Annotated in this window: 19 protein-coding genes and 1 pseudogene; 4 read left to right on the top strand and 16 right to left on the bottom strand. The window is 52.8% G+C overall.

The window, feature by feature from the left end:
- Positions 1-55: 55 nt before the first annotated feature.
- The 7 genes from NST07_RS04860 to NST07_RS04830 form a co-directional block, all read right to left on the bottom strand.
- A complete protein-coding gene (locus NST07_RS04860; protein ID WP_342481158.1) occupies positions 56-3,208 on the bottom strand; it encodes a glycosyltransferase in 3,153 nt (1,050 codons plus the stop codon).
- Positions 3,205-4,467, bottom strand: coding sequence for a hypothetical protein (locus NST07_RS04855; RefSeq protein WP_038586374.1), 1,263 nt, complete (start codon positions 4,465-4,467; stop codon positions 3,205-3,207). Before NST07_RS04855 ends, NST07_RS04860 begins: the two co-directional genes overlap by 4 nt.
- Positions 4,468-5,118: 651 nt before the next feature.
- Positions 5,119-5,754: a beta-mannanase gene (locus tag NST07_RS04850; RefSeq protein ID WP_342481157.1), complete on the bottom strand. Its 636-nt coding sequence runs from the start codon at positions 5,752-5,754 to the stop codon at positions 5,119-5,121.
- A 63-nt stretch (positions 5,755-5,817) separates the two neighbouring features.
- Positions 5,818-7,095, bottom strand: coding sequence for a vWA domain-containing protein (locus tag NST07_RS04845; protein WP_341377394.1), 1,278 nt, complete (start codon positions 7,093-7,095; stop codon positions 5,818-5,820).
- A 423-nt stretch (positions 7,096-7,518) separates the two neighbouring features.
- Positions 7,519-9,924, bottom strand: coding sequence for a transcription initiation factor TFIID (locus NST07_RS04840; RefSeq protein WP_342481156.1), 2,406 nt, complete (start codon positions 9,922-9,924; stop codon positions 7,519-7,521).
- A 4-nt stretch (positions 9,925-9,928) separates the two neighbouring features.
- Complete coding sequence (locus NST07_RS04835) at positions 9,929-13,318, bottom strand: tubulin-like doman-containing protein (protein ID WP_341377392.1); 3,390 nt, start codon at positions 13,316-13,318, stop codon at positions 9,929-9,931.
- Between the two features lie 69 nt (positions 13,319-13,387).
- A complete protein-coding gene (locus tag NST07_RS04830; RefSeq protein ID WP_342481922.1) occupies positions 13,388-15,139 on the bottom strand; it encodes a vWA domain-containing protein in 1,752 nt (583 codons plus the stop codon).
- A 285-nt stretch (positions 15,140-15,424) separates the two neighbouring features.
- Here NST07_RS04830 and NST07_RS04825 point away from each other — a divergent pair, with 285 nt between their 5' ends.
- The 3 genes from NST07_RS04825 to NST07_RS04815 all read left to right on the top strand — a co-directional run bounded on the left by NST07_RS04825 (position 15,425) and on the right by NST07_RS04815 (position 18,386).
- Entirely contained in the window at positions 15,425-15,577 is a 153-nt protein-coding gene (locus NST07_RS04825; protein ID WP_341089989.1) for a hypothetical protein, read from the top strand.
- Complete coding sequence (locus NST07_RS04820; RefSeq protein WP_341377391.1) at positions 15,570-16,493, top strand: hypothetical protein; 924 nt, start codon at positions 15,570-15,572, stop codon at positions 16,491-16,493. Before NST07_RS04825 ends, NST07_RS04820 begins: the two co-directional genes overlap by 8 nt.
- Before the next feature lie 102 nt (positions 16,494-16,595).
- A complete protein-coding gene (locus NST07_RS04815) occupies positions 16,596-18,386 on the top strand; it encodes a hypothetical protein (protein WP_342481155.1) in 1,791 nt (596 codons plus the stop codon).
- A gap of 97 nt (positions 18,387-18,483) precedes the next feature.
- On the opposite strand, the gene NST07_RS04810 is transcribed toward NST07_RS04815, so the two are convergent.
- The 6 genes and pseudogenes from NST07_RS04810 to NST07_RS04785 form a co-directional block, all read right to left on the bottom strand.
- Positions 18,484-18,843, bottom strand: a complete 360-nt coding sequence (locus NST07_RS04810; RefSeq protein WP_341089985.1) for a DUF6468 domain-containing protein — start codon at positions 18,841-18,843, stop codon at positions 18,484-18,486.
- Positions 18,844-19,125: 282 nt separating this feature from the next.
- Positions 19,126-20,130 (bottom strand): phosphotransferase, encoded by a 1,005-nt coding sequence (locus NST07_RS04805; protein ID WP_341089982.1) that lies wholly within the window; start codon positions 20,128-20,130, stop codon positions 19,126-19,128.
- 56 nt (positions 20,131-20,186) lie between these two features.
- Entirely contained in the window at positions 20,187-21,026 is an 840-nt protein-coding gene (locus NST07_RS04800) for a GNAT family N-acetyltransferase (RefSeq protein WP_341089981.1), read from the bottom strand.
- Positions 21,027-21,067: 41 nt separating this feature from the next.
- Entirely contained in the window at positions 21,068-21,595 is a 528-nt protein-coding gene (locus tag NST07_RS04795; protein WP_342481154.1) for a WecB/TagA/CpsF family glycosyltransferase, read from the bottom strand.
- Positions 21,592-22,086, bottom strand: a complete 495-nt coding sequence (locus NST07_RS04790) for an NUDIX domain-containing protein (protein ID WP_341089979.1) — start codon at positions 22,084-22,086, stop codon at positions 21,592-21,594. The genes NST07_RS04795 and NST07_RS04790 overlap by 4 nt, the downstream gene beginning before the upstream one ends.
- 91 nt (positions 22,087-22,177) lie before the next feature.
- Positions 22,178-22,351: pseudogene (locus NST07_RS04785) on the bottom strand (HAD hydrolase family protein); the annotation flags it as partial.
- Positions 22,352-22,595: 244 nt separating this feature from the next.
- On the opposite strand from NST07_RS04785, the gene thyX reads away from it, so the two are divergent.
- Positions 22,596-23,303, top strand: a complete 708-nt coding sequence (thyX, locus tag NST07_RS04780) for an FAD-dependent thymidylate synthase (RefSeq protein WP_341089978.1) — start codon at positions 22,596-22,598, stop codon at positions 23,301-23,303.
- On the opposite strand, the gene NST07_RS04775 is transcribed toward thyX, so the two are convergent.
- From NST07_RS04775 to NST07_RS04765, 3 genes are all read right to left on the bottom strand, one after another.
- Complete coding sequence (locus NST07_RS04775) at positions 23,304-23,699, bottom strand: MerR family transcriptional regulator (protein ID WP_341089977.1); 396 nt, start codon at positions 23,697-23,699, stop codon at positions 23,304-23,306.
- 205 nt (positions 23,700-23,904) lie between these two features.
- Positions 23,905-25,029 carry a DNA polymerase III subunit beta gene (gene dnaN / locus NST07_RS04770; RefSeq protein WP_342481153.1) on the bottom strand — a complete coding sequence of 375 codons (1,125 nt, stop codon included), beginning with the start codon at positions 25,027-25,029 and terminating at the stop codon, positions 23,905-23,907.
- A gap of 41 nt (positions 25,030-25,070) precedes the next feature.
- Positions 25,071-25,304, bottom strand: coding sequence for a CopG family transcriptional regulator (locus NST07_RS04765; protein WP_341089973.1), 234 nt, complete (start codon positions 25,302-25,304; stop codon positions 25,071-25,073).
- Between the last annotated feature and the right edge of the window lie 170 nt (positions 25,305-25,474).

Below are 25,474 nucleotides of genomic sequence, written 5' to 3'. Positions count from 1 at the left end.
CCTGCTCTCTCCGGGCAAAACATGCGGTTCAGGATTTTTGTCTGTTTATATCACTTTACTCAGGAGCCTCGGTTGCTGCTCCGCCATCATCCGTAGGCGTTGCAGTTGCAGTCGCAGTTGCAGTAGGCTGGGCACTCGGTGTAGGGGTTGCCGTAAGTGCTGGATCCGACTGCAGAGTCAGCTTATAATCGCCCGCGATGATCATGTTGCCCTCGGCCAGCTTAGCCCCCGGTTCCAGATCCACAGTGACTTGGTACGAAGCTCCCCCGGTCTCTCCCGGCGAAGGCGCGGATGACACAGCCGGGGACGCGCCGGCTTCTGTTCCGGCGTTCGCGTTCCCTGTCGCGCCGGCTTCCGTTCCGGCGTTCGCGTTCCCGGTCGCGCCGGCCTCTGTTTCGGTGTTCGCGTTCCCGGTCGCGCCGGCTTCTGTTCCGGCGTTCGCGGTCCCTGTCGCGCCGGCCTCTGTTTCGGTGTTCGCGGTCCCTGTCGCGTCGACTTCCGTTCCGGCGTTCGCGTTCCCGGTCGCGCCGGCTTCCGTTCCGGCTGACGCATCCGGCGTTGCCGTTCCACTGCCGCCGTTCATGCCGGCGGCCCCCGCATCCGGCGACGGAGCGAGACACCGGCTCGACGTCGCCGTGACCTTGTAGACCTCCGGATCCCCACCGGAGGCTGCTACACTGATCTCCGCCGGAGTAAAGGCGGTGCATTCTTCAGCGTCAGCAAAGGTGAATACCAGTCTGCTGCCCGCGCCTTCTCCGCTGCCGCTAAGATACACGGCAGCAGGCGGGTGGCCGCCGTCCGGTGCTGCGCTGCCCTCCGGCAGAGCCGTGTCCGGGCTGTCCGGCCGCAGCAGGCTGATGGCGATAATAACGCCAATCAGTACGATCCCCAGAATGGAGCCGGAGATCAGGAGTTGAAATCGGCTGCGGCTAACCCACCGCGCCAGCGGCGAAGCCAGCTGGGAGCGGGCTTCGTTATATACATTTTGCAGAGCAGGCCCAGCAGCGGAGACATAGCTTTTGCGGAAATCCCTGCTCTTGAAGGCTTCGCGGTCGCTGTTCAGGAAATACTTTAGAATCGCCCGGCGGTAGCCCGGGTATAGCTTCTTCTTCGACACCGTGAACAGCCGGTTGTTCTGTGACCAGGCCAGGAAACGGTATACCGTTTCTTTGTCGCCGTCCGCTTTGCGCTTCACCAGATCCAGCAGCGCATCATAATCCAGCGGGCCGCTCTCGCGGTCACTATTGTGATAGAAAGCGAGCGGCAAGCGTTCGAACGGCTCCACACTTCGTGATTCCTTCAGCCACCGCCGTCCGAGCAGCTGTACATCATCCAGCTCCTTTGGTGACAATCCGGCAAAAAGTTCCTCATCAGGACTCTCCTCCCCGAACCAGCGGTAGGCAGCGCGTAGCGCATTGGATTTTTGCCTGCTGATGGAATCAAGCGGCGGCTGCCAATCCGCCGTATCCCGGTAGCGCAGGAACGAAATCTCCAGCAGCTGCTCCTGTGTCAGCTCGCTGAGCGATACACGGTTCAGCAGGAAGCGGTCCGCTGCCGCCATCAGCTCCTTCAGCAGCGAAAGCGCCTCAGGGTTGAACCCGCTGCCTCTGCGGCGCTCTTTTTCCGCCTTCTCTACAGAGTCATGAATCGAGGCCACCGCCGCAACCGGATCTTTGTCACGCTGCAGCTTCTCCAGCAAATAATCGCTGATTGTATCACGGACAAACGACTGCTGCAGCGCCTCTGGAAGAAACCGGCCCCAATGGGCGACAAACCGTAAAATGTCAGACGATTGCGCTGCAGCAGCCAACCGGGATTCCATATACGGTTCCAGCAGCGCCTTGCGGAAAATAGGCTGGGCCAGCACTCTTTTAAAGAAAGCTGCACTCAGCTCGTCATTGCTCTCGATGATAGTGTAAGCCGCCGCCAATGTATCATCCCGGTCCGCAGACCGGGCATTCAGCATACCGTTGATGAAATAATCGACCACTTTGACCCGGTAATTATGGCCCTTCAGCACAAAATACTCCATAAAACGCTCCATAATCTCCGGCTGAGGAATCCCCTTTTTGCGGATCAGGTCATACTCACGGTCGAAGCGCTCCAGGAACATATCGTTCAGCCGTACCCGGGACTCCAGCGCCCCCTCTGGCTTGAGGTAAGACAGCAGGCCGCTGAGCACAGCATTTTTGTTGTCCGTGTACAAGCTTTCATTGCCCTGCTCAATCTCATAAAAAACCGCCAGCTCATTATAGAGCGCCAACTGCAGCTTGCGGTCCACGTTCTCACCGGGCAGCAGCGAATCAGCAAACCGGGCAAAGTCATCTAAGCTGCCCTTGTTCTTCAGCGTTTTCCATACCAGATCGGCATAAGGCTGCTGCGAGTCAGCGAAATCGGCATTCAGGGTCCGGCCCGAAGCCAGATCGAAGATAAAATCCTTCTCGATACTGCGGTCCCCGGGACGGAGCGAGCCTTTTTCTACAAAGGTAAGATCGATATATTTGCGGCTTTTTGGCTCGTTTGCATAGGTGAGTACCCCTAGCCTGCGGCGGAAATCATACGGCAAAGCCCCGTAAATAATCTCCGTAAGCTCCAGCGCCCGCTGCGACAGCTCTGCGATGGGAACATCGAGGGCAACATAACTTTTTTTCTTGCTTGCCACAGAGATCATGACCGCCTGCAGCAGTGCCTTGAACAATACTTCGCTGAACCCGAGACTGCGCAGCACCGTTAGCGGATCAGCCTGTCCTTCACGCTGTAGGGCCGGAATATCGGCCAGCTCCGGCAAGGTTCCTCCAAGCTCTCCTTCATAGCTCCCGGCAAAATCAGCATGCAGCCAATCCCCATAGCTCTGAATAATTTCCTCGGCGCGTGTCGGAGGCACTACAAAGTTATGGGCAAAAAAAGCACTCCGCTGCCCGGTAAAATCAGTCGCCTGATAGCGGCTTTGCCCGATCACCGTGTCGTTTGTTTCCGTATGGAATAAATGCAGCGCGGCCGGATACAGCTCCTCATTTTTTTCGCCGCGCGCCGCCAGCTCAGCCGGGGCATCATAAAGGCAGAAAGGATGAATGATTTTTTTGACAAAATTATTGTCCAGGCTCTCCGACTTCGCTACAGTATCGAATCCTTCGGTTGCCCGGTATACGCCCCGCCGCTCGCGGGTATACATTTGCTGGGTGATCCTGGACCCTGAGAATCTGTTCACGGCCCGTCGCTCCCCTCAATATAGTTCAGCTTATGCAGCAACCAGATAAACGGCTCGTCCACACGGATCGGGCTGACGACACCCTCTATCTTTTGGTTGACCGGATTGCTGCCCAGCGCGGAGACGGCAAAATACCCCGTATTGGCAAAATACACATCCATCGTATCTTTGAACGGACGGTCTACCTTGCCGATAAAGCGGCGGATTTCACCGTCGATGTTCTGGAATTCATCCAGGTTCAGCGTGTTGCGGTGCACATAGTTGTTGAATACATTGCTGTTGGACTTGATGTAGTCGCCATCTTCATCCTTCAGCGAATGCAGCATGTCGCTTTTGGCAAGCACGACGGCCGTCGGGATATCGGTCTTGCTCTTCTCCTGGTAGGCGATGAAATCGCCGAACATCGTCAGCACCACATCACGCGGCTCATCATACTGCGAGACCCATTCCCCGGGACGATCGCCGTAATTAATCTTGATCTTCTCCCGGATAGAGCGGATCTGCAAGGGATCGACCATGAACAGGATTCCCGCGGAGTTCTTGATATGCTGGCCATGCAGCCCAAGGTAATCCTGATCGACCATGCCTTCACCGGCAACATCGAAGAACACCAGTGTCAGCGGCGGCTTCTCTTCATCCTTGAACACAAATTGAAAAATAAACGGCTCCTGCATCTTCTCCTTCTGTGTTGAGGCCAGCAAATCGCCGCGCTCAAACAGCGGTTCTTCGTACAGGGTGCGGAACTTGCGGCTGATTTCAGCATTCAATGGCATGCAGGCCGCGTCGAAATGCCCAGCAGTCGTATGCTGCAGTGTATGGATCAGCGAGGTCATGTACACCGACTTCCCGACCTGGGAGGCGCCGATGATCGAGATAATGTTGCTTGGCACCTTGCCGGCGGTCACGGGGAGCTCGTTATGGCAGGACGGGCACAGCCGTCTGCGCGTAAGCACACCATAGCGGTCGGTGAGACCGGTCAGCACATGATCAGTATAGTGGTGATATTCCTCGGGAATATCAGCCGGATTAAGCACAGCCTCCATATCATCGACAGTATCGAGGCCGAAACGCTCACGGTATTTATTCAGTGCATCATCTTCGCCGAGCGCATAATTCTCATCATCCTCACGGCTGTGCATGGCCCGAAAAACAACGTCCTCCGGCGAAAACTTGGTGAAGCAGTACGGACAGACAATATCATAAAAAAGCGGCCGCGCCTGCGGCTGATTTTTCTTCTTAAATCGGCTGAAAAAAGACATCTCTCATCCTCCTAAAAGTTCTGTCTGCATCACTTGTTAGTAAGTGCCTACAAAACTAAGTTCCAACAATTTGATCTGCTATGACCTGATGTAGTCTAATCTACTGTAACTGCTTCGCTTTACTCTACTCTACTCTACTCTACTCTTCTATTCTCTGCTCTGCTCTTCACTTCACTTCTCTTCACTTCACTTCACTTCACTTCACTTCACTTCTCTACACTTCTCTGTCTCGCTCTGCGTCCGCATGCAGCTTAATGATAACTGCACTTTGTACAGCTATATCAACGCTCAGGCCCACCGCTCCAGCTTTACCTGCACTTTGTGCAATTATGGAAGAGCGAATGGCATACTTTATCAGCTTTCCCGAAATATAGATGTACAAAATACAATTAAACCTGCCTAGTAGAAGAAATCGATCGTTTTAGTTGCACGAAATGCAATTACTGCCACTTCAGACTCCAAAAAGCAGGCCGTTCAGACTTACTTATAATCTAACAAACGCACGCACCACAGACATACGAAGCTTTTACCTCAAGATCTCAAGATACTTACGATCCAACAAATACGCGCACCAGACGTACGAAGCTTACACCTAATGATGCTTATAATCCAAGCAAGCTGCGGACTCATAATTACAAGCTCAACACCGGATTACTCAGGCACCAGCTCATAATACAACCCGTACTTGCGGCCATCCGTGAAAAAGATGCGTACAAAATCCTCCTTGCCGATTTCAATCGGCGGAAGAACGCTTCTCCCGGCGGGGAAATCCTGCACAAACGGAAATAGGATGCCGTCCTCTTTAGAAGCCGGATGCCCGCCCCGTTTCTTGACATAGCACAGTACATCCTTCGCCACCGGCACTTCGGCGGAAATCGTCATATGTACTGTTTTCAGCTTGCCGAACAGTGCTTTTTTCTGCTGGATGGAATAATAAATCCGCGCCTTGCCTGCACTGACCAAGGCACGGTTCTCGCCATCCGGCTGGCGCACCAGCAGCGTCTCTCCGTTCTCGGTGAGCCGGACAAATATGGTATACACCACCTGGCCGATATCATCCAGCCTGTCGCGGTATCCATTATTCGCTTTGTACTCCTCGCGCGTATACAGCTTCATGCCGGAGGGCGGAAGCTCTCCGCTATCCGGCGCTTCTGTAGACGCCTTGTGAATACAGACCGCCTGCACGCCATCCGGCCAGCGCCATCGCAGCGTACAGAACCGGTCCTCCACCCGGGAAACCACATCCGCAATAACCGGCGTGGAGGAATGAGCCTCGGCGTACCTCATGACTGTAAACTCCTTTCACTATCCCTATCGTTTGGCATGTTCACTACCCTGCTGTCCATACTTTTAGAATCCCTTGCTGCCCCTGTTTCTGCGCGGTGATTGGAAGCTCTCCGATGACGGTGCTGAGGCTGCAGCATTTCTTTCACCTCTGCGGGATAATCGTCCCTCCCCAACCGGCACAACAAAGGTGAACAAGGAGATAATCGCAGCCAGAACAAGCAGGGCGATCAGACGGATGATTGCATCCCAGTAAGAATGCCCGCTGAGGCCGAATTCAAGGATCAGTCCGGCGGATAGACCGGACACTGCGCCACCTACTCCGAAGCTTTTAGCGAGGTGGCGGTTATCGAACACAATACCAAGGCCAACGCCCAGAGTTATGCCGATCAGCATAAGTGCCAAAATACGAACCACTGCATAATACGGACTGTCGGCGGTCGCATCACTGCGCTCAGTGAGCAAGGTCCGGTCTCCCAAGCGGTCATAAATTTGCTGGAACACATCACCCAGCCGATTCGCATCGGTAACATCATAATATTGCCCTCCGGTGACGGAGGCGATGTCTAGCAACAAATTGGAGCCGGATGTATCGTCCAGCGCCAGTCCAATAGTATTAACCGCGATGCCGCGCTCCACGTACTCGTTGAGTTCCGTAGCGGTATTGAACTGACTGAATCCGTCGGACAGCAGGATTACCATTGCTCCGCGGCCGGCTTTGTCGTCACTGTTAATAACATTCATAGCTTCTGTAAGTGCACCGCTGATATTCGTCCCGCCCTCCGTCGTCTGCAAACTGCTGATTACAGCCGATACTTTCTCACGGTTCGCTGAACTGGAGAGTGAAATCAACGGCTGAACAACCGAAGACTCGTCGCTGAAAGTTACTACAGCTACCTGATTATCTTCGTCCATCTGCCGCACCAGCGTATCCGCAGCCGCATAGCGGCTGTTGTCTGGATCACTCTGCATCATACTGCCGGAGTCATCGATGACCATTACGACATTTTTGATCGGCTTGATTCCGCCGAAGTTCAGTTCGTACACAAACTCTGTTAACACGCCTACCCCAAGCATCAGAACGAGCGTCAGCGGGAGCAGCTTCCAGGACAAGCCCAGATAACGCTGCTTCCAGGACAAGCCGTTCAGCCTTGGAGAGATCATCTCCGCAATCAGACAGCCAAGCCCAACCCCAAGCGCCACAATGGCAAAATAGATTCCGACAAGCACAATCGACGGCAGGTCATAGGGCCTGCGGCTAAGCAGCAGCTCACCGAGAACAAAGGCCACTCCACCGCCCAGCAGGCTGAAGAAGAACAGGAGCAGATTGATTTTTCGCTGCATCGTTATTCATCCTTTCCGGGAACACTTAAAATTTGATATTTATAATTACCGGAGCAGCCAGCCGGTCATGCTGTTGGCATTCTAATCCATGGCAAAAACGGCGGCGAAGGAACTCCCTTTGTTTATTGTAATGATACTCAATGAGCCTGGCTATGAAATTACAGTATTAGTAAGTGGAAACGGCTTCGCCGTCCTCAAAAGGACGGTATCCGTCTCAGCGAGAAATTTCATTCCGCGCGAATTGGGGATTCTCCCCGGTAGAGCCTATCCAAGCAATTAATTACAGCCACCGGTTCAGCTTCAGTAGTCTGAGCCAGCAATTACACTGACGGAGGGACCGCGGCAATCAGCAGACCGTCACGGCATCCGGGCCCCTCTCCAACCTCTACCTTCGCACACAGCCGTCCATTCTGTGCCTGTACCTTATCGCAACTCCGGGAGCTGCTCAGCTTCAACGCCATGGAGCCGGTAGCCGCTTGTGGCGTAGGTCTCATAGTAGACCTTGCCATTGCGGTAATAGAGCAGGTCCTCCAGATGGAAACCGCCCATCAGGTTCAGCTTCTCGACTCCGCTCCGGCGCTGCTCATGCACAAAGCCGAGCCGGTAGATGCGGGTCGTCTCGTCTGCACCGAAGGCGTAGCGCAGGAACTCGGATCCACTGTCGCCGAAGAAATATTTCTCCTCATGCCGGTGCTCCTGCGTATATTCGAACAGGCGGACATTGATGTTCGCCTCCTCTTCCAGGCTCCGGTACAGCCGCTTGAACAGCTCCTCCTTGGACACGATCTCGCGGTTCTCATAAGCCGCCGCGACATTGGCCCGCCTCAGCAGCTCTTCCTCAAAAGGCAGCGCGAACGGCTCTGCCGCCAGCAGTTCCCTACGGCAGATCTCAATCAGCCGTTCCGCGACTGCCGCTCCGCCTTGCTTGAGCAATTCCGAGAGGCTGCCTATAAAGCGCTCGCTGAAGAAAATGCCGGCACCACGGCGCGCTTCCATGTCCTTCATGACCTCTTCCGTGACGGTACGGTAATACTCCATAATGTTCCGGTCCACCGTCTCGTTGCTGCGGCCGATACTATTCAGCGCAAGACTGCGCAGCTCTTCCTCCAGCGCCTCCATCGTCTGCACCTTAGCCTTGCTCTCCAGGTGCAGCTGTTCCAGCGCGGCATCATATCGGAGGCAGAGCGCAAGCTCGCTCTCGAGACGCAGAATCTCATACTGTCCGCCATAGACCCGTTCAAATAAATAATGAATGAAATTGCGCACCGTCCGTTTGTCCAGCAGCGGCACCCGCTGGAACGGCTGGCGCTCCACGCTTTCCGCGTAGAGCCGCTCCAGCTCCTCCTGTGCGGAGGATAACGCCGAGCGCAGGCCGTTCATATGCTGGCGCAGCGCATGCAGCACACTGCCGCCGGCTTCGCCCTGCCCGGCGGTCCATTCCGCCAGCTGATAGAACGTCACTGGCGGAACAGCCGTCTCCTGGGCCGCCAGAACAGCGGCCCATTCACGGGCAGGATTTACGGCGGCTGTGCGCCCGGCGGATACCTCCGCAAAGTTGCGGCGGAAATAAGACTGCCCGCCGTCACCGAAGAGCAGGTCCTCCGCTTCGCGCAGCGAGAGCTGCTTCAGTTCGCTGAAGGACGGTCGTCCGTGGCTCATCAGCCCGGTCATTTCCGCAATTCCGGCTTCATCCGGCAGCAGTGCCGCCGCACGTTCACGCAAGGCCTCCGGGTTTAGCCCAAGCAGCGACTGCCGCTCACGCAGACTCCATGCAGCGCCGCCTCCGCGCAGTTCGTCCGCAAGATAGCGGAAAGCGTGGTACAGCACCGTCAGCGCAATCTGCTTATTGGGTCTGCGAACGGCGGAAAAGCCGGCGGACGCATACCCCTGCCTTCCCGTACTGCCCCTGATGCCGCTCTTAAAGGTCATATTGTTATAGCCGCCATGTCCGGTGGCATGGTCCGTGGAGGGTCGCACCCGGTTCTTCAGCAGGCTGATATGGGCGATAATCTCATAATTATCGTCCATGCCATGTGGGGACATCATCCCCCGCTCGTTCTTGTCAGAGAGCAGATAGACGAGATCGAACAAGGCGGAGGGGCCATGGGCGACCGGAATGGACAGCCCTTCTTCGGTTACAAGCAGCGGCGCTTTGAACGTATAATCCGTAAGCTGCATCCCGTCCAGCTCACGCAGAAAAGCCAGCCCTACCGAACTGGAATAACCGAAATTCTCCCCCTGCTCCCGCTCGTTGATCAGGGCGTAAAGATCGGTCTGCACCGACTTGAACGACTGCCCGAGCACTGCGCGGGCCAGCAGGGCAACTTCCGGCAGCAGCACATTAAGCGGGTCATCGACCCGCGTAATGATGGACAAATGGATGACGTCAAAGGAAGAATACAGCCGCCCATAATCCGCTATGCTGTTGCCGAGCTGCCGGAGGGTCCGGTTCATCCCAGCCAAATAACGGCTGTCTTCGTGAAATTCGCGGTAGATGTCATGGCGGACCGTGCGGGGATCGCGCCCCGCCGTTTCCGGCAGGGCCATGCTCATCACCCGTTCCCTTTCGCCTTCACCACCCTGCATTTGACTGTGGTCCTGTTCCTTGCCGCCTGCAGGCGCTGCATGCAGTGCCATTACGCCGCCGGCATTATCCCATTTCCGTTCGCAGCTGTCCAGCACCGGTCCGATGGCCGGTGATACCTTGTCGCCCAGGAACAGAAACAAGGCCGGGTAATGGATGCTGCTGCGTCCATCCCCTTTGCTGCGCTGCGCCTCTTCCTGCGCCGCATATTGCTGGGCATAACTTAATGCTTGTGCTTTAATCATAGGCTTACTTCAGCTTTCTGCGGATGCTGCCAAGCTTGCCGGTCAGGCTCTTGTAGAAGCTGTACATTTCATCGCCGTCTGCATGCTCCACCCGCTCATATTCCAGACTGTCACGCGCCTCCAGGAAGGAGACATACATGCCTTCCAGCTTGTAGAGCAGCGGGGTGACATCCTCCGCAGCGGTCATTTCACCGGCGCGGCGGGCCGCCTTGCGCAGCAGCAGACTGCGGCTCTTCTCATCCAGCGAGCGGAAATGGCGGTATACCGCATACTCCACATAGCTGCGTTCCTTCATTAAGTTGGCGAAGGGTTCCCAGGCATCTTCGTCCTCGTCACGGTCATAGACGTAAAGCGCGCCTTTTTTGGTGATCGTGTCGGTGTACAGGGCTTCGATGAACTGATCCAGCCATTTGTCTTCGTCGATATATTGATGCAGCAGTGCCTCAAGCTCAGCCGCCTTCGCGGTCAGCGCCTCGTACTTCGCCAGCTCTTCACGCACACGGGTAATCAGCTGCGGGGAACGGATCAGATTCTCCTGGGCCAGTTCTTTATTAATGCTGCCAAAAATATCCTTGATCCCTTCGCGCTCCAGCCCATTCTGGCGCAGCGCCTTCAGCTCATCGGTTGCCTTCTTCACTTCACCGAGATTCGGACGCGAGGAGTCAAGCTGCAGATCATAGCCGCTCAGGAATTTAGCCAAGTCGAACGGCTTGGTGAACACGACCGAAAACCGGCTGCTCGTATTTTCATCCAGCCCTTTTTCGATAACAACTCCGCTCTCCAGTGCTTTCGCGAAATCCGCGCGGACTCTGGCGTTGTAATCACGCACACGGGCGTTGACATAGGTATCGCCCCATGATTTTTCCGGAATCGGGGACGGCAGGTAGGTCCAGTTGTTCTTGTCAGTCATCACCAGGTGGCGGCCGATGCCTTCCTTGTCGAGAATGGTCCGCTCATAGTTCTCCTCGAACACCCGCAGCGGCGTATACACAAACAGCGGTACCCCATTGCGCGTATTCAGCCAGAAAATCCGGTTCTTCACCTGGCTTTCCTTGATCGTAAACTGCGATTTGCCCAGCGCATTATTCTGATAATTGCGGATTCCCTTCAGGATGCCCGGTGCCTTAACCGGCACAGATACGAATCCCCACGACGGGAAGTGCAGGCTGCCGGAGCTGTTGCTGAGATGGAAAATCGGCACGGCGTCCTCATCCAGGCGTCCGGCGATAATCCGCTCCACGAACTTATCCAGCGGCTCCTCGCGGCCGTATTTCATAACCAGGAAGTCCTCCATCGAACGGGTAATGAGATCGCCGAACTTATCGCTCAGGAATTCGGAGATGGAACGCACAATGTCGATCTCCTGCTCTTTGACCCAGCGGCCGGAATGCTTCAGCATTTCCCGCGTGAAGTCACGGATCAGGTCATCGCCGTCCTTCTGGTCCATTACCTTCGAGATCGTCGCCGAAATATCCGGCACATTGACGATATTCCAATAGTAAGTTTTGTTGCCTTTATGGTCGGCCTGCTCTTCACCGTTAATCAAAATATCGCCGTTTTTCTCAAAGATCGTGCTGAGCGCACTGAGAATCTCCGTAAACACGCCGTAAATCCGGTTGTTTTCTTCATTCAGAAGCTCAAACAGGTCCTCGTAGAATTCGATCATCTGCTCCGTGCGTTCCACATCGGCATGCAGCCAGTACTCGTTGATTTTGGCTTCGATATAGGCGTTTTTCTTCTTTTCCTTGGAGACAAAAGCGCTCCGCGCATCGCCCAGCTTCTCCTCCGCACTCTCCTGCGCCGTCTCGATATCGCGCGGAAGTCTCAGCAGGCTCTCGCGCAGCGCTTCGATATAGGACTGGATCAGCTTCAGAATACAGAAGCCCTTCTCGGTATAAAGCAGGCGAGAGACATAAAACGGTCCCTGCTCAGGATGAAGGAAGATACGCTCCAGCTCCTCACCGAAACGTCCGGTGATTTCGCCCGGCAGCTGCTTCTTGGCCTTGATATATTCTTCACGCGCCCGGGACAGGAAGTTCTGCTCCAGCTCCGTATCCATATCGACGACCTGGTTCTTGATCACATTGGCATGGCCCAGACGTTCACTGTTCTGGTAACCGGGCAGCGGCTCGGGTACGCGAGATTCAAAGGTTTTGATCATGGTGTCGAGGTCGATGCCCAGCTTGCGGGCCAGCTTCTCCACATCCTCCTGCCCCGGTGCCTGCTGGAACATCTTGTCCATCTTGTCAAACAGGCGGAAAGCCAGATAGGTGGTCATTTCCTCAATCGGCAGAACGGCGGAAGAGGCCCCGATGATGTTGTATTCATAGTTGGCCGGATAGGTCTTGTTCATCTGCGCAATGTTCGTGCGGATGTTGCTGATATAGTCGTGGATCGCAAATTCCTCACCCGACTGCTTTTCCTCGCTGGCCATAAAGTTCGTGATATTCTCCGCGGTTACATTCATGCAATAATCGTAGGCGTTCTCCAGCAGCTTGCCTTCGGTGTTAGTCGCCGAGATCAGATGGCACAGATTGAACGGAGGCAGCGGCGAATTGACCGTCAGTATATTGCCGTATTGCTGGCGGAACCGTTCACCCCGGCTGTCCACATTCATCCAGTAATCCAGCTCTTTGAGCGCCGCATACCCGTTCTTGCGGATATATTCGCGTGTATGCTCGCTGAGGCTCTTGTTTGCCAGGTTCACGTCCGGCGTGAACAGATATCCCAGTGTGTTCACCCGGTCAACACCGGCCGCGCCGTAGTCGCGTTCTATAATCCCGCGCACGATATAAGCAATATCAAGGAACGAGCCGCTTCCTGTTCCCCCGGACAGACCGGTGAGCAGGAATACCATCAGCTTCTTGCTGGTGCCGACGGACAGCGTCTTGATCTTCTTGTCGATGGCGCCCACAACCTGGTTGATCTTCGTAAACAGCAGCAGCCGTCCAGCCTGGCGTACTCCTGCGGCACCGTTCATTCCATCGGTAATGCTCAGCTCCGGTGACAGCCATTCTGTAATATACGGGTCGAGAATGCTGCGGTTCTGCAGCAGTCCGCCGATCTCCGCATTGGCCAGCAGCACAAATTCATTCTGCGGATCGAGGCCGATGCCTTTGTATTTTTTACCGCGGTCCTGCTCATTGGTCTCAAATGCCAAAAACTCCACATTGTCCGGCTTGTCGCGTTTCTTCTTGGAGAGCGGATCTTCCGGCAGCTTAAAACGGCGGTTGATCTGGTATTTCAAGCGCAGCAGGGCATCAATGCCCGTGCCGCCGAGGCCGATGATCAGGATCGGATTATCGATCGTGTCTACTCTGATTTTGTCGCTGACGATCCCTCCGCCAAGCGATACATCCAATTGCTGAATATGCTCTCTCACTACCGGTTTCATAGGTTTTCCCCCTAGTCAATTTGCAAAATTCCAGTTACAGGAACTCCCCATACCACTAACTTCTCAGCCTTATATTAAATACTCCAGCAAAATCGTCTTATCTACCGTCTGCAGCGCCACGGAAATACGGTCGCCGCTCTTCAATTCTAGTCCGCGCGAGGTATCGGCCACACGCCCCGATCTTTCCACGGATATGCCTTCCCCGCCGCGCAGCAGCAGGCGGTCATTCTTGCCCGGTGTGAAGACGAGCTTCTCGCTCTCCTTCAGCTCAGGTGCCAGCTGCAGCAATTGGTGAAGGCTGAATTTCCCCCGGAACGCCGACAGCTTCTTATACTGTGGATAGGTCTTCTCTCCGGTATTCCCGTCGAGTACCTCTACCACCATCTGCCCTACAAAACCTCGGGTCGAATTCTTGCGCAACAGCCAGAATGCAACAGCCGCAGCGAGCAGCAGCACGACGCCCCCAATGATTAAATACAGCGTCTTTGAGGGAGACTTCTCCAGAGCAGGTTCTTCCCCACCCGGCTTTGTTCCCGCTGCCGGTGTGTTTGTAGCAACCGTCCCCGTTTTGGCGTTGATCTTGAGCACGTCGCTCTCACGGTAGAAGCTGCTCTCCTCCGCCCGGACCTTCAGCTCATACTCATGGCTGTCCTTGAGTTCAAAGGTGCCTTTGAAGACCGCTGCGGAGTTATCCAGCGGAATCTCCTGCACATCGCCTGTATCCAGATCCGTGGCGAGCAGTACCGCCTTCATATCTTGATACAAATTACTGAGCGTTACCTGAGCACCATTGCTGAACAGGTGCGAGGAAATCTCAACTTTATCGCCCTTCTTGTAAGTTGCGGCGGAAGGCAGCGCATCGATCTTAAGCTCCAGATCATAGTTGAATACGAGATTGATATCGATCTTATCCTTCGGCACACCCTTCACCTGGAGCTTCCAATCCCCCTGCTCCGGTGAGATCAGCTTGATCAGGCTATAGCTGCTCGATTTGGACAGCAGGACATCGTCCGACGGGATAGCTATAGATTTTCCCGAAGGATCCGTCAGCTTCGCAGTAACCGGCTGGGAGGACATAATGGAGATATTCGCTTCCAGCACACTGCTGTTAGGAACATTGACCGTAACAACCTGATAGCTCCCGTTCGCCGTAATCGACTGTACAGGCACGACCTTCAGCTTCAAATGGCTGGCAAAAATTTCACTCAGGATCTGCGGCAGATCATCGGCCGAATCCGTTGTGAATGCCTTGCCGCCTGTCTTGTCAGACAGGCCTGCCAGAATTTCTTTATTCAGCTTGCCATCAGCATTGAGCCCTATAGTATAAACCGGGTATCCTTTCTGCTTGGCTGTTTCTATGGCTGCATCCAGTTCCTGATCCGACTGGCTCTGGGTCCGGCCGCTCGACTCATCCAGATCATTGTTGCCGTCAGCCAGCATGACGATCATTGGCTCATGACCCGGGTCGCTGCCGTTCTCCAGCACCTTGACGGCCTCTTCCATCCCTACGGCGATATCCGTATATGGTCCGCGGCTTAAACCGTCGATGAAATCCTTGAGGTCCTGCTTATCACCGGCAGAGCTGATTTGCAGCAGCGCCTTCTCCCGCTGCACCTTATCAGTGTAGGCTACGATACCAACCTTGTCGCCTTGGGCAGACAGCATATCTATAAACATTTTCATCGCTTCGTTCGCGATCTTGTTCTTGTCACTCTTATTCATGGAGTTGCTGACATCAATCAGCAGTACAGCGTCAATATGAGATGGCGCGGCAGATGTTGCAGCGCTGGCCTGCAATGACGCAAAGGGCGCAGCGGCCATGAACAGAATCAGCAGCAGTAAAGGTACAATACGCTGCAGCATCGTTGGGCTTGTTCTAGGGTGATGATGTGTACGAAGCATAAAGATGGCTCCTCTTGTGTTATATTCGGGTTATGCGGCAGGGTAACGGTATAGCTAAAATCTGTAAATAGTATGCCATTATGATATAATTAAACCTTGTAAACTTCAACTTTAGGACCGCAGGACCGGCAACCGGATGCATAGAATCGTCATTCTATCCGCCCCTCCGGACCGCTATGCTTCCAAGAAGAAAGGAAGAGTTCCATGATTTCATACGTCATTCTCGGGATTATGTTTCTATATGCCGTAATTCAGATCTCCTTGTATGCTTCACGCCAGCGCAAACCGCTTACCCGTGACGACATTGACGAGAAGCTGCTGGCCGCACTGAATGGAGGCGATCCTGCCCGTGAATAAGAAGAAACCCGTAACATTCCGGCCTTTCAAAGCTCCGCGTTATGCGCATGACAACCTGCGTGTCTGCCGCCATTGCGGCCGTTATACCGCACTGGGCGAAGAGCGCTGCGGCAAATGCGGACGTGCCGCCCTGACTCCGGTGGAGAAGCAGGCCACCTCCATCGCCGGACGGAAAATGCACACCCGCCTGCTGCTCATCCTGCTGCTCACCCTGGTCTCGGTCTATTTCGGCGAGAGCTTGCAGCAGATGGTGCTGTGCGCTGCCGGAGGAGTCGTTCTAGCCGGACTTCTATTCTATACGCAGCGGAAGGTAAGGCAGAACCAGAATCTTTATGCCCTCAATGAACTGCTGGGACGAAATATCATTAACATCAAGGAGGGCCTGGAAATCAACCGCCAGGAGGCTGTATCCGTACTGCGCGAGAATGATGTGCTGGCCTACGAGAAGCTGCGCGAAATTTCCATCCTGCTGCGCGGTGACCGGATTGCCCGCCAGCGTATTGCCCTGCTGCACGGCTTCCAGCTGCGTAAAGATATGTACCTGGAGCTTGAACAGCTGCTGCTAAAGGACTTTGAGCCGCTGCTCGCAGAATATATCGGCGAAATCGCCAAGGTCCGGCCTGACCTTATCAAAGACCGTACGCTGCGCTATGTGAAGAATTATGAAGCTCAGATTCTTGAAATGGATAAAGGTGCAGCCATCCTGGCCGGTGTCGCCGGAGCGGCTGTACGCCTGAAGCGTTATGCGCTGCTCTACTCCGGAATGATCGGAAGATACATACAGGATCTGCCCAAGGACCGTTTCCTGCGTTTATCCAGGCTGATCTCCGCCAGCCCCTACGAAGCCTGGAACGGCCTGGATCTTAAGGTCGCGGAAGTCCGTGAAGCCAAATACCGGTGGGACCCTGAATCTTGAGTAAAGTACTGCAATATTTAATAGTACTTTAAACAAGAAGAAGCGGCTGCACCGTCCAAAGTCAGGATGGTACCGGCTCCGCGAGAAAGGGGCTACTATAATATGACGTTTAAACAAGCCATATCCCTGCGGAATATATTGATCATTTTGTGTACATTCATCCTTGTTCTGCTTGGACAGAAGGCATTTAGAATCGAAGACAAGATTCAGGCCGTGAATGAAGGCGACCGGCTGTATGCCGCCGGCGATCTGATCGCCGCAGAGAACCAGTACCGCCTGGCAGCCGCGAATCCTTCTATCCTCTATAAGGAAGAAGAGGTTGCAGCGAAGCTCAAGGAGCTGGCTCCCATAACAGCGATTCGCAGCGGGCTCAAGACACTGGTATTAAAAGTGTCACAGCAGCTGGATACAAAGGATTTCACCGGATTCATGGAGAGTTATGCTGCTTTGCTTAGCCTAAAAACTGAGTATATGCAGCCGGGAGGGTCTTATGAATCCTATTATCGCCAGTTGTCGGCGGATTCAGGCCTTTCCGGCCAGTTCTCAGCCGGGTTCCAGCAGTTCAAGAGCCAGTTTCTTACCGAACTGGAGGCCAGTCAAAGCGGCAGCGGCAATGAAGACAGCGGGGACAGCTTCAAGTGGAATCTGCTGCGGATTCCCGATGCCTTTTATGGAGGGAGCGCAGCCAAGGAGAAGCTGCTGGCCGGGTCCTTCCAAACTCATGATACGGTTAAGCTCAAGGAGCTGGCGGCGGCCGGAAGCTTCGATGCTCTGCTGGATTCCGCCTTGTCCATGATGGATGCCTACAAGAGCCACACTTATAATGCCTCATGGGTACATGAGCAAGCTGAGGCCAGTGCAAAGAAGATGCTCGGCGGCGATCTGGACAGAGATTCCTATGCCGCCTTTACCGGGCATGCCGTAAGCTACCGCAAATATGCTGCCTCTGCCGGTATTGATTCATCCAAGGTGCTTACGTTAATAGACAGCAGCTTAGCGAAGCTGATGAAGAGCGCCGCACGTTTGGTCCGCGGCGGCCAATATGCTGAAGCGATCCAGCTGTACAGCGACCTCACCGGACTTCAGGACACTACAGAAGACATTGCCGCCGCCAGGATCGCCTGGAATGCTGCGGAGCCTGTCCGCCTGCTGCCGGGCGGTGAGGAGCAAGGTAAATATTCCCATGTTGTCTCCGTCACCGGAAGATACAGAGCCAAAGTCGCCGTAGCCGGAACAGACAGCAGCGGAGTCCTCTACTTTGCGGATATGAGCGAGGACGGGATTGTCTCGACAAGGACCGGTGAAGTCATCGCGGGCTTCGAGAATCTCCGCAGTCTTGCTTTTGATGATACGCTGTCAGCCCTCTCCGAAGTGCCTGTGGTCGTCGCCGAGAGCAGCCGTAAGGATGGGCGCACCTCTTTTACCGCCTATCTGATCAAGCCGGAGGGAATCTCCCAGCTCTTCTCGTTTGCCGGAAGCAGCTATACGCTGCAGCCTGATGATGATGCTATTTTCGTTGAAAATGCAGTTGTAGAAAATGGTGGAGACGGCCTGACCGCGGTATACCGATTAACAGAGGGCGTCTACCAGTTCTCCGAGATTCATCAGGAACAGGAGTATCCACTGATTTCTGCCGCCGAGCTGGAGCTTCATCTGTTTGAGAAGGTTTCTCTGAATTGCGACATCTATATTGATTCTTCAGGCAGATCATTAGCTAACTCCAATGGACGTCTTATTGTCCTTCAGGGAAATACCGGCTCCATAACGGGGCTAGCCCTGGTGAGCGGTCAGTTCCTGAACAGTTTCGAATACGTGGAGACTGATACAGGAATGCAATACTTGCCCGTGTTCGTGGCAGACTCCTTGGGAAGCATGAGCATAATCCTCCCTTAAGCTGCGAAAAATATTTCTATTAAAAAGACGTAAGAAAGTAACGGAGGATTGCCGTTAGTCTCTTACGTCTTCTTTTTCGGGGATTGTTCAAAAAATTCTATGATCGCCAAACAGATGCAGCCTTCTTACGGCGTGCTGCGCTCCCGCTTCCTACTTTTCTTTTCCGGTTCAGCAGACGTTTATAACGCTTCTGCGTATACAGAACATCGGCGGCCGACGTAATCGTTTCCTTAACCTCGCCGAGCACCTCTGTGGTCTCCTCTACGGATGCCTTTATCCGCTGCACCTCGGATTTCACGCGATCTGACCGCATTTTCGCCTCATCCATAGTCTCCTGAATATTGGCCTTGATCTCATCCACCGGCTCCTTTAAGCCATCCACCGAATGTTTGACACCATCCAGCGACTGCCTCAAGCCGTTGATACTTTCTTTAAGTTCTTTCAGCGGATTACCCAAACGTATCCCTCCTAATTTCCCTCTATATAAATTGAACTTATAATTCTTCTATTTTGGATTGGCGTGACTCCAGAGAATGTTTGGACTTCCGGCCGCTGTTAGGTTTGGATTTCCTGAATTTAACCGCGAATCGCGGTAGAAATCCAAACCTAAAGGCGGACGCTATCGCTCCTCCAGTTCCAAAATTCCCCTCCGCCACTTTTCCCTAAATACAATTCTCAAGTTCAATCTATATAAGTAATACTTACCCAGAACGGTTAAGGAGGATTCACCGCCTGCTGCTTATGAACTGAATAAAGGCTGAGTCACCATCTTTATGTATTTTAGCAAATCCGCTTTTGCCTGTTCATTATGCTCCCACACCCCAAGGTTCCAGCACATAAAACGAAGCCCCAGGTATCGGGAAGCTATGGAGAACAGCTCTGCATAACGTGGCTCTGGAATGTCTAAGCCGAAATTACCCAGATAGGTCCGGTAAGCACCGGCCTGCTGCAGGCTGCCGCACCGCATCGGAATGTCCATGAACAGTGAGCCATAGCGGGCTTCCTCCCAGTCAATAAAAAATACGTTCTCATTGTTATACACCAATACATTACCGGGATTAAGATCATTGTGGATCATCGTATGAGTACTTGCATCATTGATCACAGCAGACATCTCCTCAACGATACCATCGGCGGCTTCCTCTATTCCGGAGATGATATCCAACCCAAACGTCCTCTCAAATGCCGGATTGTCCTTAGCGATATTCCACGAATATCTCCATTGTTCATTGATTATTTCTGCAATATAGGCCTCATCAACCATAGGCAGCCACGGCAAATCTTCCCTGCATCCCATATTGGCCCGATGAATATAGGCCAGCGCTAACATTTCTCTGTCCTGAATTGGTGTAATATCCAGCCTGGCGTAATCCGTATCAACGTCCACGTCCTGAATAACCAGCAAACTGCGGCCCTCGTTCAGCGGATGGTTCGACAAGCTGTACGGCACATTCGCCGCCTGTGAATATAATCTGGACAGTGCCGACCGCTCAATAAAGGTGGCTTGCTTGGAATACAGGTAGATGCCCGGTACCTCAAGAGAGATAGTTGTTGTTGTTCCAGTGGGATCGGTTTCATTTTCAGCTGTTATTTTCCAATTTATTTTATGCCGCGACAATCCAACTGCTTGTGATCCCGCGCCTACAGGAATATTCTCAATACCCAGTACTTGAATATCCGGGGAAATGAAGCAGTATATTGTATCTTTTATCAGTTCGGTCAATTTGCTGTTATCTGTGCTCATAGGTCATCTTCCTTTACAACGTATACAATAGCGATAATCATGAACAAAAGCTCTTTCTAGCGGCGGTAGGTATGCTCGGCAAAACAGGCGGTTTCAGCGAAGTAATTTCGCTCATAGAGTCTCTTGGCTCCGGCATTACTTCCGGCCACCCGCAAAAAAATATTCCCGTCACCCTGCTCTCTCATACGGTTGATGCAGTGATTCAGAATAATTCCGCCATACCCGCGGTTCTGGTACTCCGGCGCTACAACAATATCGCGAATATATTCCCCTTCCGTAATATAAGCACCCACTAAAGAGTCTCGTATCCAAAACGAACGGACCCGGGACTCCGCTTCGTAACCGGCAAGAGTCACCAAAAAGGCTTCCGGCTCCCGCCGGTACTGGTCCGTGTCCCAACCGTTATCTCTATTCAACTGCTCATACGCCCCATCAAACAAGGCAATGAAGGAATCCAGCATCTCCGGCGTAAATCCCCGTTCCTGCAATAAAGAAGCGGGCTCCGCTTCAACCGGATGGTTCCCGGCATACCTAAGCTGATAACCTTCGATGTCAGGTGAAAACCCCAGCCCTCTCACGAACTGAACGATCTCCGTATTTCTCCCGTATACATTAAAGCAGATCTCCCTCTCTTCGCTTGCCTGTAAATAGGGATTAATCTTGCTCTCCATCACTTCCAATAATACATCGGGCTGACTGCACTGCCTGAACACTGCGTAGGCAATGACGCAATCTGCTCCCTCCACCAGACAGAAGACACCTTGATTGGGACCTGATTCCCCATAGTACATAACAGACACAGCCCCATCGGCAAAAGCAGCCCTGACATAACCTTCCGCTCCCGTCGAAATCATTGAAATCAGCTGCAGTATCTTGCTCCATTCCGCCTTATCCATCTTCCTTCGCCCTCACAATCTGTTGTCGTTACGAATCCCTGTCACTTTCTGAGCATTGTCCGGTACACAAATTTGGGTAACGCGGACTGCCTGCGCCAGCGGGATTTCTGTCCTTTGGCAACGGGAGCGAACAACAACCGGTGCGCCCATTCCAGGTTTAGCTTCTTCCAGATCACCGGTGCCGGCTTCACTTTTCCCGAGATTACATCCAGGCTGCCGCCAACTCCAAAAACAAGCTTAACGCCAGTCAGCTCCTGCTTATGCTTATACAGCCATTTATCCGAATACGGCGCGCCCATGGCAAGAATGAGAACATCCGGCTTGCTGCGCTGAATGTCTGCAAGTATCCCCTGCTCCTCTGCTGCATTAAAAAATCCATGATGCCTGCCGGCAATCTTCACCTGCGGATAGGTGGTGTTAATCTTCTCTACCGCCTGTCTGCTGGTGATTTCATCGGTTCCCAGGAAATAAAAGCTCCAGACCAGCTCATTGCCCTTCTTCAGCATCCTGAGCAGCAGGTCATATTCCGTGGAACACCTAGAATCGAAACGATATCGTTCATAAATCACTTTCCCTCCCAGTCCTCCAGCACATTCCAGCCCATCGCAGGTTCTCCATGGAAGGAGTGCATCGAGCCTACATAAACATGGTTGTTATGAATCCCTGTCTCCAGGTAATGCCGCATCACTTCTTGCGTTGAGGCGGTTACATGCCGTTCAGCAATTGTACGGCGATCCACCCACAAGAGCCGGCCCTCTTCACTTTCAATTAATCGGCTATCTGCCCGGACGTTTCCGGTGTATATGTACTGTATCCGAATTTCTTTATCATCCTTGATTCTATGAATAATGTATCTGAGGTCCAGGCTGTCCATCAACTGTTCTGTCAATCCTGTTTCTTCCTCAATCTCCCGTAAGCAGGCCTGCCTTGGATCATTGATTTCATGGGCGTCCATATGCCCGCCGACGGGAACTAGATAACCGGGTAGAAAAGAGCTGCCAGACCGCTTTTGCAGAAGCAGCACCTCCTGTTTATCATTAAATAAGAAAGCTACTGCCATTGGTCTAAGCCGCACCATCATCTCTCCCCTAAATAAGTACTTCTGGGCTTCATGTTCATCCTCATATAGGCACATGCAATATATTTCTTCCGACACCAAGCCCTCTGAACTCTTCGCACAGACTGTACGGCCTTCCTGTAGAGACCACGACCTTTATTCCTTTTGCAGTCAGCGTTCCAAGCGCTTCTTTGGTGCTGGACGGCATACCTCCGTCAACATCACTTAAGAGCGTGCCATCCACATCAAAAAACACTATTTTGTACATCCTCCAGAACCACTCCCTGATTCATGCGTTATTTGAAGAGTATCCTCGCACTCCATATATTTACATACTCATTCTCACCATACCAGCAACTTGGACTTCAAATCAATGGAGAATGTATCTATAGTGATTTCAGATTAAAAGATAACGCTCGAACGCAACACAAAAGACACCCTAAGGGTGCCTTGTTTGCAGGAAATGCCACCTGCACAGAGGAATAAGAATAAGAGAAAAAAATTGGAGGTAATTGCTCTTGAATATTGAAGTTCTCGATAAAGGTTATGTCCGGCTGGTGAATCATATGGGTTCCGATCTCACCGTTGTTAATGCGGCGCGGGTATCCTATGCCAAACAGTCGGATGCACTCACGGAAAAAGATCTGCGGCTCATTCAATTTCTGGCCAGAGAAGGACATACTTCCCCCTTCCGCCATGCCGTGATCCAATATGAAATCTACGCTCCGCTTATGGTCGCCAGACAGTGGTGGAAATACGTCATTGGTTCGGCCCATTATGAAGGAACCGGTGACAGCCTGGAGGCCTGGAATGAATCAAGCCGCAGGTATATTACGGAAGAACCCGCCTTTTATACCCCTGCTGCCGGGCAATGGCGAAGCGCACCCGCGAACTCCAAACAAGGCAGCGGCGATATCGTAGCCTGGGAGCTTGGAGAGAAATATACCCGGGAGCTCATGAACTATGTGGAGTTGGGGATTCAGAAATATGAGGCTGCGCTGGCAGACGGAATCTGCGCGGAACAGGCAAGGCTGTTTCTGCCTGCCTATGGACTCTATGTCCGCTGGTATTGGACGGCTTCGCTGCAATCCGTAGCGCATTTCCTGAATCAGCGGCTGGAGCATGACGCCCAGAAGGAAATACAGGACTATGCCAAAGCTGTACTTGAGATTGTGAAAGCATTATTCCCGGTGACGATTGACGAGCTGCTGTCCAAGTAACTATTCCTTATCGTGAATGCGAAACGACTGCAAATAATTGTGGATATCCTCCTGAGACGTCTCAAGCAGGCCTGCAAGCATGCTTTGAATGGAGCGCATTGCGGCAATTCTTTCATCTATTTCCAGTATTTTATTGCGGACCCGTTCCTTCAGCGTCTCGGCATCCATCTTTTGACCGAGCATTCCCAGCACTTCACGGATTTCTTTCAGCGAATACCCCATGGATTTGGCATTCCTGATGAACTTGATCTTCACCAGATAATCCTCCGTATACATCCGGTAACCATTTGCTACCCGCCCGGGGACAGGCAGGATACCACTATCCTCGTAATAGCGAATGGTTGCCATGCTTACCCCGGATAATTTCGCCAGCTCTCCGCGTGTCATGCCCTCCATGACTGCTCCCCCCTGCCTTCTCAGTTTTATCTGCTAATTACATTCTCTTTACGGGTACTCTTGATCAAAATTCAGCCGGCGGTCTCTTTTCATAAAGAGAATTCCTGCTGCGGCTTCCAGAACCACAACGATTGCGGATAAAGCATAAACCTTGAAGTATACGTCACGGTCAAGGTGCCAGCGATATGAAGTTTATGCACGCAGCTCAATCATGGGTTCTTACAGGAGTGATCAGGAACAGCGCGGGCGAAAGCGGGTCTGAAGTCAGGATGACCACCGGACTTTCTTTCCCTGTGTATCTTACTCTGAGGTTCCCGCTATCCAGGCAGCGCAGGATATCCAGCAAGAACCTGCCGTTCAGCGCAATGGTGAAGTCATCCCCCTCCATGTTTTCCAGGCTAATTTCGTCCCGGACCTCTCCTATGTCAGCCGTACCGGATAATAAAACCAGCTTGCCGGAAGCCGCTGTAAGCCGAATGATGTTTCCGCCTGCCAGTATGGACACCCTTTCAACCGCTTGCAGGAAACCATAGGGGCCAATGAGCAGTTCGGATTTGCAGGATTGTGGAATCACATTTTTTACGGCTGAGGGGAAGACCCCCTCAATGAGGACGGACTGTACATGCAGCTCTTTTGCCGTGAAGCTGATTTGATGTCGGCTCACTGCAATTTCCGTTGCAGCATTGTCTTCGCTAAGCATCTTTACGATTTCATTTATATTTTTAGCAGGCACAATAACATTCGTTCCGTTGCTTATGTTATACCCGGTATGCAGCGTTCGGGAAGCAAAACGGATTCCGTCCGTTGCCATCAGGTTGAGATATTCCCCGGTAAATTCAAAAGAAACTCCCGTCAGTACCGGTCTGGAATCGGATGTGGAGGCAGCCACGCACACCTGTCTTATCGCCGATCGCAATACGTCATTCTGGATTTGAAACTTACACGCAGGCTCAGCATCAGTGGAAAGGGAATGTACAGGCGGGAATTCCGCAGGGTCCAAACCGCATAACCGGACATGCGAATCGCCTGAAGTGATGCTTAGAATAAAAGGTTCTTCGCTCTCAAAAGCTATCCACCCGGCATGAAGCCTGCGGATGATCTCAATTAAATAACGGGCCGGCACCACAATTCCGCCGGTTCTTTGCACATTCATCGAGTCCTTATCCTCGGGAACCCTGTACTGGATGGTCATACTTGTATTGCTTGCCGTGAACACCAGAGCCTTCTCATAAGCCTGAATATGTAATCCTGACAGAATTGGATTTGGGCTATTCGCAACAACAGCCTTAAGGACATGCTGCAGAGCATGAAGCAGTGATTCCTTTGTCACATTGACCAGCATTGCCCTCACCTGTCCCTTGTAGTGAATGATTATGAATAATAAGCAGTAATAATATTCCGGATCATTTCCGAGCGGGATAATGCTGTAGCTGTACAATCTGCTTCAAGCTTGTTCCACAGCTCCTCCGGCAACGTCAGGGATACCTTTTTGGTGACCCCGATGCCTTTCCTGCCCGCACCCTCCCGGAGACCGCCTCTTCCAGACAAGAAACCGAGTTGACCGTCTTTGTTGGAGACACCAATTTTGATCGCATTATCGCTCATAGTATTTCACCTTTCCAATTGATTATAGGAACCTTTTTCATAATCTTGGTAATATAATTCTAGCATACAGACCACTGCCTGGCAATGTATGGAATAATCTATTCCTTTTAACTTACCATGTTGGCTTTTACCCAATAGCCGCTGTTCCCAGCTGGCACTTCCGTGGTATA

This window comes from Paenibacillus sp. FSL L8-0340 (assembly GCF_038593145.1).
In the GTDB taxonomy this organism is placed as follows: domain Bacteria; phylum Bacillota; class Bacilli; order Paenibacillales; family Paenibacillaceae; genus Paenibacillus_AQ.
Note: the sequence above shows the minus strand (reverse complement) of the source record. Positions and strands in the feature narration are given on the sequence as shown.

Bases quoted from the DNA above. Each gene is read 5' to 3' on its own strand.
- NST07_RS04850 (WP_342481157.1), bottom strand. From the start codon at position 5,754: ATGAGGTACGCCGAGGCTCATTCCTCCACGCCGGTTATTGCGGATGTG.
- NST07_RS04840 (WP_342481156.1), bottom strand. From the start codon at position 9,924: ATGATTAAAGCACAAGCATTAAGTTATGCCCAGCAATATGCGGCGCAG.
- NST07_RS04790 (WP_341089979.1), bottom strand. From the start codon at position 22,086: ATGGCAGTAGCTTTCTTATTTAATGATAAACAGGAGGTGCTGCTTCTG.
- NST07_RS04805 (WP_341089982.1), bottom strand. From the start codon at position 20,130: ATGAGCACAGATAACAGCAAATTGACCGAACTGATAAAAGATACAATA.
- NST07_RS04845 (WP_341377394.1), bottom strand. From the start codon at position 7,095: ATGCAGCGAAAAATCAATCTGCTCCTGTTCTTCTTCAGCCTGCTGGGC.
- NST07_RS04830 (WP_342481922.1), bottom strand. From the start codon at position 15,139: ATGGCCGCTGCGCCCTTTGCGTCATTGCAGGCCAGCGCTGCAACATCT.
- NST07_RS04800 (WP_341089981.1), bottom strand. From the start codon at position 21,026: ATGGATAAGGCGGAATGGAGCAAGATACTGCAGCTGATTTCAATGATT.
- NST07_RS04775 (WP_341089977.1), bottom strand. From the start codon at position 23,699: ATGGAGGGCATGACACGCGGAGAGCTGGCGAAATTATCCGGGGTAAGC.
- NST07_RS04765 (WP_341089973.1), bottom strand. From the start codon at position 25,304: ATGAGCGATAATGCGATCAAAATTGGTGTCTCCAACAAAGACGGTCAA.
- NST07_RS04815 (WP_342481155.1), top strand. From the start codon at position 16,596: ATGACGTTTAAACAAGCCATATCCCTGCGGAATATATTGATCATTTTG.
- NST07_RS04835 (WP_341377392.1), bottom strand. From the start codon at position 13,318: ATGAAACCGGTAGTGAGAGAGCATATTCAGCAATTGGATGTATCGCTT.
- NST07_RS04855 (WP_038586374.1), bottom strand. From the start codon at position 4,467: ATGTCTTTTTTCAGCCGATTTAAGAAGAAAAATCAGCCGCAGGCGCGG.
- NST07_RS04825 (WP_341089989.1), top strand. From the start codon at position 15,425: ATGATTTCATACGTCATTCTCGGGATTATGTTTCTATATGCCGTAATT.